Here is a 15,829-nt window from a genome sequence, read left to right as displayed (position 1 = left end):
CTACAGGTCGGCCAGCGCGCTCAGGCAGGCTGCGCCCAGGGCGGCGGGATCCGTCCCGATCTGATCCAGCGTCACCGTTTGCAGCGCCGCCCGCGGCGCTGCCGCGACCCAGTCGAGGCCGGCCTGCAACGGGTGGATCGGATCGTCGACCGCGGAGGCCACGCCCAGCGGCACCGCCAGTCCGGCCAGCTCGTCGCAGCTCGGCGCGACGTAGGCGGCCGCCTCTTCCATCGCATCCGGCAGATGTGGCCACTGCGCGCCCCAAGACCGGGTCAGCTCGTCGGCCAGCCACGGCGGGCTGGACGCCCGCATCTGGGTAGTGGTCGTCGCCAGCCCGTCGGTGCGTAACTGCGCCGCCGAATACCGCGCCGCAAGTGCCGCGGGCGCCGCCCCGGGCGCGCCCGTCCAGGCCGGCAGCGCGGCCAGCACCGCGACTGCCCGGTCGGGATGGGTCAGCGCCCAGGCAGCCGCCACCGCGGCGCCGATCGAAACCCCGCCCACGGCGATCGGCTTCGCACGCGCAGCGTCATCCAGCGCCGCCCGGTAGCCCTCGATCAACCGCTCGGGCCGCGGCCGCGGGGTCACCAGCACCGCGCCGATCTCGGACAGGGGGCGGGAAAATGCCCGGTGAACGTAGTCGTCGTCGGAGCCGGTCCCGGGCAACAACACCGTCGTAACACCGCGTAGATCGACCACCACCTCTAGATAGTGCCCCGCCGTTCACCGGCCCTCCAACACGACGTTTGAGTCAGTTGGCGCCGGGGAACCAACAGGTCTACGGTGTCCGTTGGCATAGATGGAAGCGTCGGGGCTTATCAGCATTTGTCAGGAGTGGCCATGGGGGCCCAAGGGTATCTACGCCGGCTCGGCCGTCGGTTGACGGAGGATCCGGAACAACTCGACTCGGAGGAGCTATCCGACGAGGTCGCAAGCACCGGCGCGCAACGCGCGGTTGACTGCGAGCGTGGCCAAGAAGTCACGATGGTGGGAACGCTTCGTAGCGTCGAGTGCAACGGCAGGGCCTGCGCCGGCGGGGTGCGCGCCGAATTGTTCGACGGCAGCGACACCGTCACGCTCGTGTGGCTGGGACAACGCCGCATACCGGGCATCGACTCTGGCCGTACCCTGCGAGTGCGCGGGCGCCTCGGCAAGCTGGAGAACGGAACCAAAGCGATCTACAACCCGCACTACGAAATTCAACGGTGACCGACCCTCAGCATCTGGGGTCAACCCCGCGCGAGTCGGGTTCGTCGGAACAAATGACCACCAACCGCATGAACCCGGAACGTCTGCTGGCTCAGGCAGGCGGGGTCAGTGGAGTCATTTATTCGTCGCTGCCGGTGGTGGTGTTCGTCGTCGTTTCGAGCGTGTCGGGATTGGTTCCCGCGATCGTGGCCGCGCTGGGGGTGGCGGCGCTGATCTTGGTGTGGCGGCTCATGCGCCGCGACTCGCCTCAGCCGGCGTTCTCCGGCTTCTTCGGCGTCGCGCTATGCGCGCTGATCGCCTATGTGCTGGGGGAGTCCAAGGGCTACTTCCTGCTCGGCATCTGGATGTCGTTGGTGTGGGCGGTGGTCGTCGCGGCGTCGGTCGTGATCCGCCGGCCGATGGTCGGCTACGCGTGGAGTTGGACCACCGGGCGGGGTGACGGTTGGCGCGAGGTGCCCCGGGCCGTCTATGCGTTCGACATCGCCTCGGTGGGCTGGGTGCTGGTGTTCGCAGCCCGGTTCGTCGTTCAGGGTTTGCTCTACGACGCCGATCGGACCGGCTGGCTGGCGGTGGCACGGATCGCGATGGGCTGGCCGCTGACCGTGCTGGCCGCGTTGGCGACCTACGCGGCGATCAAGTCGGCGCGACGGGCCATCGCCGCTGCGGGCGTCCCCGCGGTCGAGATCGAACCCGGTGCCGTTACCGACTGACCAATCCTGATGGTGGCGAACCGCTGCGCCCGGTCCGCCGCGCCGGCGATCGCCACTACTCGCCGGACGGACTGTGGCTGCCCAGTAGCAGCTTCTGCAGGTCCTCTTCCGCCTCGGCGACGGCGACGAACAGCAGCTCGTCGCCGCCCTCCAGCGGCTCGTCGTCCTCGGGAACGATCACCCGGGGCCCGCGCAGGATCGTCACCAGCGAGGTGTCCCGCGGCAGCTGCAGCTTGCGCACGGGCTTGCCGCCCCACGGGGTGTCGTCGGGCAGGGTGATCTCGACCAGGTTGGCCTGACCCTTGCGGAATTCCATCAGCCGCACCAGATCACCGACGGCGACGGCCTCTTCGATGAGGGAGGCCAGCATGCGCGGCGTCGACACCGCCACGTCAACCCCCCAGGCGTCGGTGAACAGCCATTCGTTGCGGGGATCGTTGACCCGGGCCACCACCCGCGGCACGGCGAACTCGGTTTTGGCCAACAAGCTAAGGACCACGTTGGCCTTGTCGTCACCCGTCGCGGCGACTACCACGTCGAACTCCTGCATGCGTACCGACTCGAGCAAGCTCAGTTCGCAGGCATCGCCCAGCCTCCAGTGCGCGGCCGGGATGGCGTCGACGTCGACGTGATCGGGATTACGTTCGATCAGCGTCACATCGTGGCCGTTGCCGATGAGTTCGCGGGTGACCGAGCGGCCGACGGCGCCGGCGCCGGCAACAGCTACCTTCATGTACGCCGCTCCTCGAGCCGCTCGTTCGAATTCGTCACAAGTCTTCGCTGGGCGGCAGCGCGGCGATGGCCACCGCCTCGGCGGCGCGGCCGGAGATCGCGGCGACGTACACCTGGTCGCCGGCTTGGATAACCGACTTGGGCTCTGGCAACACGCCGGCCCCGAAACGGATCAGGAACGCGACCCGGGCGCCGGTGGCCTGTTCGAGATCGGTGACGCGATGCCCGATCCAGTCCTCGTGCAAGACGACCTCGGACACGGCGACCGTGCCGGTGGGATCGCGCCACTTGGCCGTCTCGGACTCACGCAGCAGCGCGTTGAGCAGCCGGTCGGTGGTCCAGGGCACGGTCGCGATGGTGGGAATGCCCAACCGCTCGTAGACCTCGGCGCGCTTGGCGTCGTAGATGCGCGCCACGACCCGCTTGACGCCGAACGTCTCGCGGGCCAGCCGCGCGGAGATGATGTTGGAGTTGTCGCCCGATGACACCGCGGCGAACGCGTCCGCTTCCTCGATGCGTGCCCTCAGCAGTACATCTCGGTCGAATCCCTGCCCCAGCACCCGCTCGCCGGCGTATTCGGGGCTGAGCCGGTTGAAGGCGGTGCTGTCACGGTCGATGACCGCAACGTCGTGACCGATGCGCGAGAGCCCGTCGGCGACCGAAGAACCGACCCGCCCGCAGCCCATCACCACTACTCGCAACTTGAGGTCCTCTCGACCGCGTCCTGCGCCCTTCTCCGGTAACCCAACGTCGGCCAGCCGTTTCGGTCGGCAAACATTCTCCTACGAACGCTACCGCCAAACCCGTCTGGGCTTACTCTTGGCTCTCGTGTCCAAACTTTCAACCGCCACCCGTCGGTTGCTTATCGGTCGGCCGTTTCGCAGCGACCGGCTGAGTCACACGCTGCTGCCCAAGCGGATCGCCTTGCCGGTGTTCGCCTCCGACGCGCTGTCCTCGGTTGCGTATGCGCCCGAGGAGGTCTTCCTGATGCTCTCGGTGGCCGGGGTGACCGCGTACGCGCTGACGCCGTGGATCGGGCTCGCGGTGGCCGGAGTGATGCTGGTAGTGGTGGCCAGCTACCGGCAAAACGTCCATGCCTACCCGTCCGGCGGCGGCGACTATGAGGTGGTGACCACCAATCTGGGCGACACGGCCGGCCTCGTGGTCGCCAGCGCGCTGATGGTGGATTACGTTCTGACCGTTGCGGTCTCGACGGCCTCCGCGATGGCCAACATCGGCTCGGCGATTCCGATCGTGGCCCAGCACAAGGTCTTTTTTTGCGTGGTGTCCATCCTGCTGGTGATGGCGCTAAACCTGCGCGGCGTGCGCGAGTCCGGGTTGGCGTTCGCCATCCCGACGTATGCGTTCATCGTCGGAGTCCTGGTCATGATCGGCTGGGGGCTGTTCCGGATCTTCGTGCTGGGCAATCCGCTGCGGGCCGAGTCGGCGGGTTTCGAAATGCATGCCGAGCACGGCCAGGTCGTCGGCTTCGCGTTGGCGTTCCTGGTGGCGCGGTCGTTCTCGTCGGGCTGCGCGGCGCTGACCGGTGTCGAGGCGATCAGCAATGGCGTGCCGGCGTTTCAGAAACCCAAGTCGCGCAACGCCGCGACGACGCTGCTGATGCTGGGCGGCATCGCGGTGACCCTGCTGATGGGCATCATCGTGCTGGCCGAGAAGATCGGAGTCAAACTCGTCGAGGATCCCGCGAGGCAATTGGGTGGCGCGCCCAAGGGTTACTACCAGAAGACCCTGGTCACCCAGTTGGCCCAAACGGTGTTCGGCAGCTTTCACATCGGGTTCCTGCTGATCGCCACCGTGACCGCCCTAATTCTGGTGCTGGCGGCCAACACCGCGTTCAACGGCTTTCCCGTGCTTGGCTCGATCCTGGCGCAGCACAGCTACCTGCCCCGCCAATTGCACACCCGCGGAGACCGATTGGCGTTCTCCAACGGAATCCTGTTCCTGTCCGGGGCAGCGCTGCTGGCGATCATCGCGTTCCGCGGTGAGGTGACCGCGTTGATTCAGCTGTACATCGTCGGCGTGTTCATTTCTTTCACGTTGAGTCAGATCGGCATGGTGCGGCACTGGACCCGGTTGCTGCGCACGGAAAGCGATCCGCGGGTGCGGCGTAAGATGATGCGCTCGCGGGTGGTCAACACGGTCGGATTGCTATCGACGGGCACGGTGTTGCTGGTGGTTCTGGTGACCAAGTTCGTGGCCGGAGCGTGGATCGCCCTGTTCGCGATGAGCCTGCTGTTCGGACTCATGAAAATGATTCACCGGCACTACAACACGGTGAACCGGGAATTGGCGGAGCAGGCGGCTGCCCAGGAGAATGTGGTACTGCCCAGCCGTAACCACGCCGTGGTGCTGGTGTCGAAGCTGCACCTGCCGACGCTGCGTGCGCTCGCCTACGCGAGGGCCACCCGGCCCGATGTGCTGGAGGCCGTGACAGTCAGCGTCGACGACGCGGAAACGCGCGATCTGGTGCGCAAATGGGAAGACAGCGATATCAGCGTCCCGCTCAAGGTCATCGCGTCGCCGTATCGCGAAGTGACCCGTCCCGTACTGGAATACGTGAAACGGGCCAGGGAGGAGTCGCCGCGCACCGTGGTGACGGTGTTCATTCCGGAGTACGTGGTCGGCCATTGGTGGGAGCAGGTGTTGCACAACCAGAGCGCCCTTCGGCTCAAGGGCCGCCTGCTGTTCATGCCGGGCGTCATGGTCACTTCGGTTCCGTGGCAGTTGAGTTCGTCGGAGCGGCGTAAAACCCTGCAGCCGCACATGGCGCCGGGTGACGCTCGTCGGGGAATCTTCGATTGACCCGCGAATCGGCACGCGCGCCGCGCGCGGCGCCACCCCCGATGGGGGAGCTGACCCTGACCACCGATGCCCCGGCCAACGGCGGCAGTTGCGTCGCGCACCACGAAGGGCGGGTGGTGTTCGTCCGCTACGCCTTGCCTCGCGAGCGGGTTCGTGTCCGCGTCACCGCGGATCGCGGATCTTATTGGCACGCAGAGGTTATCGAGGTTATCGACCCGGCGGCCGGTCGCATCACATCGCTGTGCCCCATCGCCGGGGTCGGCGGCGCCGGCTGTTGCGATCTGGCGTTCGCCGCCCCCGAGGTGGCCCGCACACTCAAGGCCGAAATCGTGGCCAATCAGCTCGAGCGCCTCGGCGGGCATCGCTGGAGCGGAGAGGCCGAACCGCTGGCGGATTCCGCGCCGACGGGGTGGCGCACCCGCGTTCGGCTCGGCGTGGGCCCCGACCGCCGCCCGGGGTTTCACAGATACCACAGCGAGGAATTGGTGAGCGATTTGCGGTGTGCCCAGCTGGCGGGCGGCATGCTCGACCGGATCGCCGAAATCGATTGGCCGCCGGGCGCCCAGCTGCACGTGGCCGTCGACGACGACGGCGTGCGCCACGTGGTGCGCACGCTGCGGCAGGGCAGGCAGACCGCGACCAAGGTGGTGGAGGGCCGCTACGAGGCGGTGCAGCGCGTGGCCGGGCGAAGTTGGCAGGTGCCGGTGACCGCCTTCTGGCAGGCGCACCGCGATGCGGCCAACGTGTACAGCGAGCTGGTCGCCGACTGGGCGCAGCCCGCCGCGGGGATGCGCGCGTGGGATCTGTACGGCGGCGCAGGCGTTTTCGCGGCGGTGCTCGGCGCTGCCGTCGGGCACTCCGGGCGCGTGCTCAGCGTGGACACCTCGCGCGCGTCGACCCGGGCCGCCCGGGCCACCTTGGCCGATCTGACCCAGGTGCACATCGTCACCGACTCGGTGCGCCGCGCGTTGACGGCGCAGCGAGGGCGCGCCGACGTGGCGGTGCTGGATCCGCCGCGGGCGGGCGCCGGTCGCGAGGTCATCGACCTGCTGGCCGCCGCCGACGTCCCGCGGGTGGTGCACATCGGTTGTGAGGCAGCATCTTTCGCACGCGACATCGGAATCTACCGCGGCCACGGTTACACCGTCGAGAAGATCAAGGTGTTCGACGCGTTCCCGCTGACCCATCACAGCGAATGCGTCGCGCTGCTGACGCGCTAGGGAGGTTCTGGCGGCCCAGCGGGCGCGTCACCGCAATGGGGAGCGAGTGACTCTCACGACCGGTTAGACTGCGTCGCGGTGTGCCGGGAAGTCTGGTCGGCGATGTCGTTATCGACCGATCGAAAGGCGCGCGTGCTTACCCTCACAGAACGGCCCGTGGCTGTCGAGTCATGTCGATTGCGCGCGCGGCACGTCCTCACCCGGTCTCGAGCGCTGACATCGTGACCGAAACTCTGCGCTACGCGCTGATCATCTTGTTCTCCAGTGCGGTCGGTTTGGTTGCGGTGCTGGCGAATCGACTAACCGAGCGGGTCAAGATCCCGGTGCCACTACTCGTGCTGGGCGGAGCCGCCCTCGTGGTGCACGCCGTGCCCGCGGTGCAGCCTCCGTCCGAGCGAATCGTGGAACGGGTGATCACCATCGCGCTGGTGTTGGTGTTGTTCGACGGCGGCATGCACATCGGTCCTTCGCGCTTCCGCGCGGCGGCCGTCCCGATCCTGTCGGTGGGCGTCGTGGGCACCGCCCTCACCGCGGCAGGGGCGGCGCTGGTGCTGCACTACGTATGCGGAATCAGCTGGTTTCCCGCGGTGCTCGTGGCCACAGCAGTGGCTCCGACCGATCCGGCCGTGGTTTTCTCTGTGCTGGGCAAACGCGAGATCCGCGGCCGCAGCGGCACCATCCTGGAAGGCGAGTCAGGTGCCAACGATCCGGTCGGCATCTCCTTGATGTCCAGCCTGATCGCCGCCGGTGGTCTCAGCGCAGCCGGATTCGCCAGCGTGGGAACACAATTCGCTCTGCAGATGGCGGTCGGCCTGGCCGTCGGGGCGCTCGGCGGCCGTGTCCTACTCGTCTTCATGCGCCGGGTCGCGTTGCCGAGCGAGGGCCTCTACTCGTTACGAACGCTGGCATTCTGTCTGATGTTGTACGGCATCACGACGCTCGCGCACGGCTCGGGATTTTTGGCCGTGTTCGTGGCCGGCATCGTGATCGGCGACGCCCGCGCGCCCTACAAACCCGAGATCAAGCAATTCCACGCCGCCCTGGCGGGCCTGGCGGAAATCGTCGCGTTTGCCGTTCTCGGTTTGACCGTCGACCTCGATGTCCTTGGCCACCCCGAGGTATGGATTCCCGGGGTTGCCCTCGGTGTGGCGCTGACAGCGGTCATTCGTCCGTTGGCGGTGGGCTCTTGTTTGGTTCCCGTCCGATTAGAGCGAAACGAACGCATCTTCGTTCTGTTCGCCGGGCTCAAGGGTGCCGTGCCGATCCTGCTGGGCGAGTTCCTCCGAGCCGCACACGTCGCCGACGCCGAACGGCTGTACGGCATCGTCGTCGTCGTCGTCATCTTCTCAGTGCTGGTGCAGGGCAGCTCGGTACCCGGCGTCGCCAGACTGCTGCAGCTGCCCATGCGCACCGTCCAGACCCGGCCCTGGCAGATAGGCGTGCGACTGGCCGACGAACCGCAGGGGGTCCACCGCTTCAGCGTCGCGGCCGGCTCCGTTGCCGAGCGCTCCACAGTCGAAGGTCTCGGCGACCGGGTCGGTGACATCTGGGTGAGCATCGTGGTCCGCACCACCGGCCTGGTGCCGGTGCGAGGCGACACCGAACTCGAGGCCGGGGACGAAGTCGTCATCCTGGCGGATCCCGACCTCCATGACACGCTGGCGGATCTGTTCGGCCCCGCGCGGGAGCGGTGAATCCTGTTGTTCTCGTAAGCGCTGCGTAGACTGACTGGATGCTGGAACAGATCCGCGGGCCCGCTGATCTGCAGCACCTTTCCCAACATGAACTTCGCGAGCTGGCTGCCGAGATTCGCGAGTTCCTGATTCACAAGGTTGCTGCCACCGGGGGGCATCTGGGGCCGAATCTGGGCGTGGTTGAGCTGACGCTCGCCCTGCACCGGGTGTTCGATTCACCCCACGATCCGATCATCTTCGACACCGGTCATCAGGCCTACGTCCACAAGATGCTGACGGGCCGTTGCCTCGAGTTCGAGAGCCTGCGCAAGAAGGGTGGACTGTCCGGGTATCCGTCGCGAGCCGAGAGCGAGCACGACTGGGTCGAGTCCAGCCACGCCAGTGCGTCGTTGTCCTACGCCGACGGTCTGGCCAAGGCCTTCGAACTGAGTGGGCACCGCAATCGCCACGTTGTCGCGGTGGTCGGCGACGGCGCGCTCACCGGCGGCATGTGCTGGGAGGCGCTGAACAATATCGCCGCCTCGGGCCGGCCGGTCATCATCGTGGTCAATGACAACGGCCGCAGCTATGCCCCGACGATCGGCGGTGTCGCCGACCATCTCGCCTCGCTGCGGCTGCAGCCGGCCTACGAGCAGGCCCTGGCGAAGGGCCGCGACGCGCTGCGCGCGCTGCCGCTGGTCGGCAAGATCGCCTACCGCGTCATGCACAGCGTCAAGGCCGGCATCAAGGACTCGTTGTCGCCGCAGCTGATGTTCACCGACCTGGGGCTGAAGTACGTTGGCCCGGTCGACGGGCACGACGAACGCGCGGTGGAGGCGGCGCTGCGACACGCCCGCGGCTTCGGTCGCCCGGTGATCGTGCACGTGGTGACTCGCAAGGGGATGGGCTTCGCCCCCGCCGAGGACGACGAAGCCGAGCAGATGCATTCGTGCGGCGTCATCGACCCGGTCACCGGACAGGCGACCAAGGTCGCCGGACCCGGCTGGACGGCGACGTTTTCCGACGCCCTCATCGGCTACGCCAGGAAGCGCCGCGACATCGTGGCGATCACCGCGGCCATGCCCGGCCCGACCGGGCTGACGCCGTTCGGGCAGCAGTTCCCCGACCGCTTGTTCGACGTAGGCATCGCCGAACAACACGCGATGACGTCGGCGGCCGGCCTCGCCATGGGCGGCATGCATCCCGTGGTGGCGATCTATTCGACATTCCTGAACCGGGCCTTCGACCAGATCATGATGGACGTGGCGTTGCACAAGCTCCCGGTCACCATGGTGCTCGACCGGGCCGGCATCACCGGTTCGGACGGCGCCAGCCACAACGGCATGTGGGACATGTCGATGCTGGGCATCGTGCCCGGCATGCGGGTGGCCGCACCCCGGGATGCCTCCCGATTGCGCGAAGAACTCGGCGAGGCGCTCGAGGTCGACGATGGCCCCACGGCACTGCGCTTCCCCAAAGGTGATGTGGGTGAGGATATTCCGGCGATCGAGCGCCGCGGATCGGGCATCTCCGGTGTCGACGTGCTCGCGGTCCCGGCCAGCGGGTGCAACCACGACGTGCTCCTGATCGGCGTTGGCGCGTTCGCGCCGATGGCACTGGCCGTAGCCGGGCGACTACAGGACCAGGGGATCGGCGTCACCGTGATCGACCCGCGTTGGGTCCTGCCGGTTTCAGAGCGCGTTCTGGAACTGGCGGCCGAGCACAAGCTCGTCGTCACCTGCGAAGACAACGGGGTCAACGGCGGGGTTGGCTCGGCGGTGTCCGCGGCCCTGCGCGGCGCCGAGATCGACGTCCCGTGCCGCGACGTCGGACTGCCGCAGGAGTTCTACGAGCACGCCTCCCGCGGTGAGCTGCTGTCGGATCTGGCGCTGACAGACCAAGACGTGGCCCGCCGCATCACCGGCTGGGTCGCGGCGCTGGGCAGCGGTGTCACCGAAGCGGAGATCCGCGAGCACCTGGACTAAGTCGCGAGCGCGACGGGTCCGGGGGAGCGGCTGGCCCCCATTCGAAATCGACGCTGCCGCGGCCCTTACTCGAACTTTTCCGCGCTGGCGTCGATTTCGACGTCACCGTCCTGGGCGGGCGCGGGCGGCGCCTGCAGGGCCCGGGCCAGGGCGGGATCCACCAACTCCCGCTGCCAGGGCCGGGCCTGACCGGCACGCAGGAACGTCTCGACCGCGTCCAATGGGTCGGGCGTGGCCGTCCAGTCCCAGCAGAGCCGTCGCACCAGGTCCGGCGAGACCAGATTCTCGGTGGGAACGTGGACCCGCTCGGAGACCTGGGACAACGCCGAGCGGGCGGCCTCCAGCCGGGCGGCGGCCTCCGGTTTGCGCCTGCTCCACCGCGCCGGCGGCGGCGGACCGTTCGGCGGCTCGCTTTCCGGGGGTGGGTTCTTGGTCCGCCGGGCCTCATCCAGCGCCGCCAGCCACGTCGCGGCGCTGCGCCGCTGGTTGCGCCCACCGAACACGGGCAGCGCGACGAGCTCCTCGACGGTCGTCGGGTTGGCCAGCGCGGCATCGATGATGGCCGAGTCGGGCAGGATGCGGCGCGGCGCGATGTCGCGGCGCTGCGCGATGCGGTCGCGCGTCAACCACAATTCGCGGACCGCGGCCAGGCGACGCTGATCGCGCACCCGATGGATGCCCGACGTTCGCCGCCACCGGTCCCGTCGCACGGCGCCTTGGTCCGTCAAACCGACGTCGCGCAGGTAATCGAATTCCTGTGCGGCCCAATCGGTTTTGCCCTGCGCGGCCAGGACGTCGGCGATCGCCGTACGCAGCTCGATGAGCAGTTCCACATCCAGGGCGGCGTAGTTGAGCCATTCGGCGGGCAGGGGCCGCTTGGACCAGTCCGCCGCGCCGTGGCCCTTGGCCAGCCCGAAGCCCAGCAGCCGCTCGACCATGGTCGCCAGGTTCACCCGTTCGAACCCGGCCAGTCGTCCGGCCAGTTCGGTGTCATACAGCGCCGGCGGCCGCATGCCCACCTCGGCCAGACACGGCAGGTCCTGATCGGCGGAGTGCAGGATCCATTCGTCGTTGCTCAGCACCTCGGCCACCGGCCGGAGGGCCTCGAGCGGGTCGCCGCCGTGGCTCACCGGATCGATCAGCACGGTGCCGGAGCCGGCCCGCCGGATCTGGATCAGGTAGGCCCGGTTGGAGTAGCGGAAACCCGATGCACGTTCGGCGTCCACCGCGAAGGGCCCGTGCCCGCGATCCAGCCGCTGCGCGGCGGCCTCGATTTCGTGGACGCTCACCGAGATGGGCGGGACGCCTTCGGAAGGATGCGGCAGCGGGGTGGGTTCGGCGTCGGTGTCTGTGTCGCCGGGCGCGCTGCTACCCGGCCCGTCGGCCGACGGTTCACCCATGCTAGGCGCGTGACCGTGAGCTCAGGTCGGTGACTCCGGCTGGCGGTAGGCCCGCGGCATGCTCCAATACCTCACAGAACGCCTCGACATGCGCACCGACCGCCGGCGACGTCGCGGTCCAGGACGCGCGCAGCTCCAGCTGGTGGGCGCGCGGCGGCCCGGAGATGTCTCCGTAGCGCACCGATGTGGTGGCGGTGACGGTGCCGCCCAGGGCGACTACTTGTTCCATGCGTGACTCCAGTGCCTCGACTAGCCAGCTCCACGCTACTTCGGGCAGCAGCGGGTCGACCGCCTCGCTGGGGTCAAGGTCGGCCTGGATGTAGGCGACCATGCGGATGGTGCCGTCCCACGCGTCGGCCCCTTCGGGGTCGTACAGCAGGATCAACCGTCCGAAGGCGTCGCCTTCGGACCGCTCGGGGATGATGTCGCGATCGGGATGTTTGACCTCGGCGCCCAGCGCGTAACTGTGGGGGGCCAAGCGTTGCGGCGGCCTGATGGGTCCCAACTCGATCTCCGGCCGCACGACGACGGCGTTCATCGCCGCTACCGCCTCGCGGAATGGGGCCGGTTCGGATGAGGTCACTTCGCGCCGCTCCTGTTCATCCCGACCGCTTCGCGTCGTCACGGCACGGGTCACAGGGATCGACGGTAGACCTACTGCCCGACACGCCGCGACAGGCGCGCCGCGTTCAAACCCGCCGCGACCAAGCCGTTACCAGGCCTCCACCAAAGCTATATGTGCAGCTCAGGACGCAGTCAGCGGGCGAAACGAGCCTGGCGTTTCTCGCGGTGCGCGGCCAGGCCTTCCTGCACGTCGGGTCCGCTGAAACTGAGGAATTCCAGGCCCACCGAGGTCTCGAAGGTGGGGCCCATCATGCGATACCACTGGTTGAGGCTGCGCTTGGTCCACTGGATCGCGTTCTGCGCTCCCTGCGCCAGGTTCTCGGCGATGCCGGTGGCGGTGGACAGCACGTCGTCATCGTCGACGCAGACCGACACCAGCCCGATCCGGTCGGCCTCCTCGCCCAGCAGCGTCTCGCAGGTCAGCAGGTAGTACTTCGCCTTGGCCATGCCGACCAGCAGCGGCCAGCAGATCGCGGCGTGGTCACCGGCGGCGACGCCGAGCTTGGTGTGCCCGTCAATGAGCTTTGCGGTCCGGCCCGCCACCGAGATGTCGGCGAGCAGGGCCACCACCAGACCCGCGCCCACCGCGGGCCCGCGGATCGCCGAGACGACGGGCGTGTCGCAGTTGATCATGTTGTGCACCAGGTCGCGGGCTTCGCGCATGATGCGGATGCGGCCTTCATAGTCGTTGATGGTTTCGTCGATCAGGTCGAAACTGCCGCCGGAGGAAAAGGCCTTGCCTTCACCACGCACCAGGACGGCGCGCACGGCGGGATCTCGGTCGATCACCGGCCAGATGTCGGCGAGGTCGCGGTGCATCTGCGGCCCCACCGAATTCAGCCCGGGCGAGTCGAGGACGAGGGTCAGCACGCCGTTCTCCCCGAGCTCGCAGCGCAGGCTGGGAAACTCGTCGTAACTCGCAGGGGGCTGACTCACTGGCATTTCCGAGCTCCTGACGTCAAACGGTTGCGGTCGTCGATAGTACGCAGCGGCGTCGGGTGTTCTTCGGTCATGGCAGCATTGGGGCTGATGAGTACTCGCCGCGACCTTCCAGAGTCGCCGTATCTGGCGGCCGTGACCGGCCGCAAACCCAACCGGGTGCCGGTGTGGTTCATGCGGCAGGCGGGACGTTCGCTGCCCGAATACCGGACGCTGCGGGCCCAGACCGACATGCTGTCGGCATGCTTGGACGCCGAGTTGGTCTGTGAGATCACCCTGCAACCGGTGCGCCGCCACGACGTCGACGCGGCGATCTTGTTCTCCGACATCGTGGTGCCGCTGCTCGGTGCTGGTATCGACCTGGACATCGTCGCCGGGGTCGGCCCGGTCATCGAGTCGCCGGTGCGCACCGCGGCCGATGTGGCCGCAATCAAACCCCTTGAGCGGCAACGCGTTGTGCCGGTTTCCGACGCGGTGTCGTTGCTGGTGTCCGCGCTCGGCGACGTTCCGCTGATCGGCTTCGCCGGTGCCCCGTTCACCTTGGCGTCCTATCTGATCGAGGGCGGTCCCAGTCGACACCACGCGCGCACCAAAGCGATGATGCTTGCGGAACCGGACACCTGGCATGCGCTGATGGAGAAGCTGACCGCCATCACCGTCGGGTTCTTGCGGGTGCAGCTGGAGGCCGGGGTGGACGCCATTCAGGTGTTCGACTCGTGGGCGGGGGCGCTGTCGCTGGCGAATTACCGCACCTACGTGCAGCCGCACAGCGCCCGGGTGTTCGCCGCGCTGGCTGATTACGGGGTGCCGATGACCCACTTCGGGGTCGGCACGGCCGAACTGCTGGGCGCCATGTCATCGGTCGGTGCGAATGTGGTCGGCGTGGATTGGCGAACTTCCCTGCCCGACGCGGCCATCCGTGTGGCCCCGGGCACGGCGTTGCAGGGCAACCTCGATCCGGTGGCGGTGTTGGCGGGCTGGCCGGTCGTGGAACGCGCGGCGCGCGCTGTCGTCGACGACGGCCGCCGCGCTGTCGACGCCGGCGCGGCCGGTCACGTTTTCAACCTCGGCCACGGCGTGCTGCCCGAAACGGATCCCGGCGTGCTGACCAACCTGGTGTCGCTGGTCCACTCCCTATGAGTCCTCCCTCGTATTGCGTTGTGGGGGGCGGTATTTCGGGCCTTACCGCGGCGTATCGGCTCCGCATGGCCAGCGGCGGCGATGCGTCGATCACGCTGTTCGATCCGGGCGACAAGCTCGGCGGGGTACTGCGCACCGAGCTGGTCGGCGGGCTGCCGATGGATTTGGGCGCCGAGGCTTTCGTGCTGCGTCGCCCCGAGCTGCCGGCGTTGCTGGCTGAACTTGATCTGACTGAGCGCCAGCGTGTTTCGACCGGTGCACGCCCGTTGATCTACAGCCGGCAAGAGTTGCGCCCACTGCCCGCCGGCACTGTCGTCGGCATCCCGTCGTCGGCGGCGTCGGTGGCGGGACTGGTCGACGAGGCGACGGTCGCCCGCGTCGAGGCCGAACCCACGCGTCCGCTGGTGTGGGAGGCGGGCAGCGACCCTGCGGTCGCCGACCTGGTGGGTGAGCGATTCGGCGACCAGGTGGTGTCCCGGTCGGTGGATCCGCTGCTGAGCGGGGTTTATGCCGGTTCGGCGGCCACCATCGGCCTGCGCGCGGCCGCCCCGACCGTGGCGGCGGCGCTGGACCGCGGCGCCACCAGCCTGACGGACGCCGTGGCACAGGCGCTGCCGCCGGCCACCGGTGCGCCGGTGTTCGGGTCGCTCGAGGGCGGCTATCGGGTGCTGATCGATGAGCTGGTCGCGCGCGGTCGGCCGCGGTGGGTTCGCGCCGCGGTGTCGCGGCTCGAGCGTGCCGGCGCCGGCTGGGCGGTGATCGACGGCAACGGCACTCGCTGGTCCGCCGACGCGGTGATCGTGGCCGTGCCGGCGGGGGAGTGTAGCCGCCTGCTGGCGGAGATCGCCCCGCGCAGCGTCTCGGCCGCCGGGCGCATCGGCAGCGCATCGTCGGTGGTAATGGCGCTGGCCGTGCCGGGCGAGACCGCGTTCCCGGAGTGCTCGGGCGTGTTGGTGGCCACCGGTGAGCCATTGCGGGCCAAGGCCATCACGTTGTCGTCACGCAAGTGGGGTATTGGCGGTGACGCGCAACTGCTGCGGCTGTCGTTCGGGCGGTTCGGCGACCGCGTGGCGGCCGACACGCCCGATGCCGAGCTGCTGACCTGGGCGTTGGGTGACCTGGCCACCGTGTTCGGGTTGACCATCGCGCCCATCGACGTCCGCACCCGGCGCTGGATCGACGCGATGCCGCAGTACGGGCCCGGCCATGCCGGTCTGGTCGCCGAGGTGCGTGCGGGGCTGCCCCCGACGCTCGCGGTGGCCGGCAGCTACCTCGACGGCATCGGCGTGCCGGCGTGCGTCGGTGCCGCCGGGCGCGCGGTCGAACGTGTGATCAGGGCTATCGGAGACTTGGACGTGCAGGTGGCACGATAGGTTC

Annotated in this window: 14 protein-coding genes; 8 read left to right on the top strand and 6 right to left on the bottom strand. The window is 68.5% G+C overall.

Going from position 1 to position 15,829, the window contains the following annotated elements; all coding sequences use genetic code 11:
• A complete protein-coding gene (locus AC5Y4F_RS14275; RefSeq protein ID WP_067935749.1) occupies positions 1–699 on the bottom strand; it encodes a hypothetical protein in 699 nt (232 codons plus the stop codon).
• Between the two features lie 138 nt (positions 700–837).
• On the opposite strand from AC5Y4F_RS14275, the gene AC5Y4F_RS14270 reads away from it, so the two are divergent.
• Positions 838–1,206, top strand: a complete 369-nt coding sequence (locus AC5Y4F_RS14270; RefSeq protein ID WP_067935746.1) for an OB-fold nucleic acid binding domain-containing protein — start codon at positions 838–840, stop codon at positions 1,204–1,206.
• Between the two features lie 53 nt (positions 1,207–1,259).
• On the top strand, positions 1,260–1,916 hold the full coding sequence (locus AC5Y4F_RS14265) for a DUF3159 domain-containing protein (RefSeq protein ID WP_067935743.1): 657 nt from the start codon (positions 1,260–1,262) through the stop codon (positions 1,914–1,916).
• A gap of 55 nt (positions 1,917–1,971) precedes the next feature.
• Here AC5Y4F_RS14265 and AC5Y4F_RS14260 read toward each other — a convergent pair whose 3' ends face one another.
• Positions 1,972–2,649 carry a potassium channel family protein gene (locus AC5Y4F_RS14260; RefSeq protein ID WP_499997415.1) on the bottom strand — a complete coding sequence of 226 codons (678 nt, stop codon included), beginning with the start codon at positions 2,647–2,649 and terminating at the stop codon, positions 1,972–1,974.
• Between the two features lie 34 nt (positions 2,650–2,683).
• A complete protein-coding gene (locus AC5Y4F_RS14255) occupies positions 2,684–3,349 on the bottom strand; it encodes a potassium channel family protein (RefSeq protein ID WP_112710436.1) in 666 nt (221 codons plus the stop codon).
• A 127-nt stretch (positions 3,350–3,476) separates the two neighbouring features.
• On the opposite strand from AC5Y4F_RS14255, the gene AC5Y4F_RS14250 reads away from it, so the two are divergent.
• The 4 genes from AC5Y4F_RS14250 (at position 3,477) to dxs (ending at position 10,349) form a co-directional block, all read left to right on the top strand.
• Complete coding sequence (locus tag AC5Y4F_RS14250) at positions 3,477–5,471, top strand: APC family permease (protein ID WP_067935735.1); 1,995 nt, start codon at positions 3,477–3,479, stop codon at positions 5,469–5,471.
• A 41-nt stretch (positions 5,472–5,512) separates the two neighbouring features.
• Positions 5,513–6,691 (top strand): class I SAM-dependent RNA methyltransferase, encoded by a 1,179-nt coding sequence (locus AC5Y4F_RS14245; RefSeq protein ID WP_067935734.1) that lies wholly within the window; start codon positions 5,513–5,515, stop codon positions 6,689–6,691.
• Between the two features lie 221 nt (positions 6,692–6,912).
• Positions 6,913–8,385, top strand: a complete 1,473-nt coding sequence (locus AC5Y4F_RS14240) for a cation:proton antiporter domain-containing protein (RefSeq protein ID WP_067936205.1) — start codon at positions 6,913–6,915, stop codon at positions 8,383–8,385.
• A 38-nt stretch (positions 8,386–8,423) separates the two neighbouring features.
• A complete protein-coding gene (dxs, locus tag AC5Y4F_RS14235; RefSeq protein WP_067935731.1) occupies positions 8,424–10,349 on the top strand; it encodes a 1-deoxy-D-xylulose-5-phosphate synthase in 1,926 nt (641 codons plus the stop codon).
• 65 nt (positions 10,350–10,414) lie between these two features.
• Here dxs and AC5Y4F_RS14230 read toward each other — a convergent pair whose 3' ends face one another.
• The 3 genes from AC5Y4F_RS14230 to AC5Y4F_RS14220 all read right to left on the bottom strand — a co-directional run bounded on the left by AC5Y4F_RS14230 (position 10,415) and on the right by AC5Y4F_RS14220 (position 13,315).
• Positions 10,415–11,749: an HRDC domain-containing protein gene (locus AC5Y4F_RS14230; RefSeq protein ID WP_067935728.1), complete on the bottom strand. Its 1,335-nt coding sequence runs from the start codon at positions 11,747–11,749 to the stop codon at positions 10,415–10,417.
• Position 11,750: 1 nt separating this feature from the next.
• On the bottom strand, positions 11,751–12,386 hold the full coding sequence (locus tag AC5Y4F_RS14225; RefSeq protein ID WP_156750088.1) for a DUF3000 domain-containing protein: 636 nt from the start codon (positions 12,384–12,386) through the stop codon (positions 11,751–11,753).
• A 119-nt stretch (positions 12,387–12,505) separates the two neighbouring features.
• A complete protein-coding gene (locus tag AC5Y4F_RS14220; protein ID WP_067935726.1) occupies positions 12,506–13,315 on the bottom strand; it encodes an enoyl-CoA hydratase/isomerase family protein in 810 nt (269 codons plus the stop codon).
• Between the two features lie 87 nt (positions 13,316–13,402).
• On the opposite strand from AC5Y4F_RS14220, the gene hemE reads away from it, so the two are divergent.
• Complete coding sequence (gene hemE / locus AC5Y4F_RS14215) at positions 13,403–14,452, top strand: uroporphyrinogen decarboxylase (protein ID WP_499997403.1); 1,050 nt, start codon at positions 13,403–13,405, stop codon at positions 14,450–14,452.
• Positions 14,449–15,825: a protoporphyrinogen oxidase gene (locus tag AC5Y4F_RS14210; RefSeq protein WP_499997399.1), complete on the top strand. Its 1,377-nt coding sequence runs from the start codon at positions 14,449–14,451 to the stop codon at positions 15,823–15,825. The genes hemE and AC5Y4F_RS14210 overlap by 4 nt, the downstream gene beginning before the upstream one ends.
• Positions 15,826–15,829: the final 4 nt, after the last annotated feature.

It is taken from the genome of Mycobacterium sp. NGS56 (assembly GCF_059812425.1).
This window is presented reverse-complemented; position numbering and strand designations above follow the sequence as displayed.

What these genes read in the sequence shown, in the direction of transcription:
- AC5Y4F_RS14230 (WP_067935728.1), bottom strand. Translation starts at nt 11,749, where the DNA reads ATGGGTGAACCGTCGGCCGACGGGCCGGGTAGCAGCGCGCCCGGCGAC.
- AC5Y4F_RS14220 (WP_067935726.1), bottom strand. Translation starts at nt 13,315, where the DNA reads ATGCCAGTGAGTCAGCCCCCTGCGAGTTACGACGAGTTTCCCAGCCTG.
- AC5Y4F_RS14260 (WP_499997415.1), bottom strand. Translation starts at nt 2,649, where the DNA reads ATGAAGGTAGCTGTTGCCGGCGCCGGCGCCGTCGGCCGCTCGGTCACC.
- AC5Y4F_RS14265 (WP_067935743.1), top strand. Translation starts at nt 1,260, where the DNA reads ATGACCACCAACCGCATGAACCCGGAACGTCTGCTGGCTCAGGCAGGC.
- AC5Y4F_RS14210 (WP_499997399.1), top strand. Translation starts at nt 14,449, where the DNA reads ATGAGTCCTCCCTCGTATTGCGTTGTGGGGGGCGGTATTTCGGGCCTT.
- dxs (WP_067935731.1), top strand. Translation starts at nt 8,424, where the DNA reads ATGCTGGAACAGATCCGCGGGCCCGCTGATCTGCAGCACCTTTCCCAA.
- AC5Y4F_RS14245 (WP_067935734.1), top strand. Translation starts at nt 5,513, where the DNA reads ATGGGGGAGCTGACCCTGACCACCGATGCCCCGGCCAACGGCGGCAGT.
- AC5Y4F_RS14270 (WP_067935746.1), top strand. Translation starts at nt 838, where the DNA reads ATGGGGGCCCAAGGGTATCTACGCCGGCTCGGCCGTCGGTTGACGGAG.
- hemE (WP_499997403.1), top strand. Translation starts at nt 13,403, where the DNA reads ATGAGTACTCGCCGCGACCTTCCAGAGTCGCCGTATCTGGCGGCCGTG.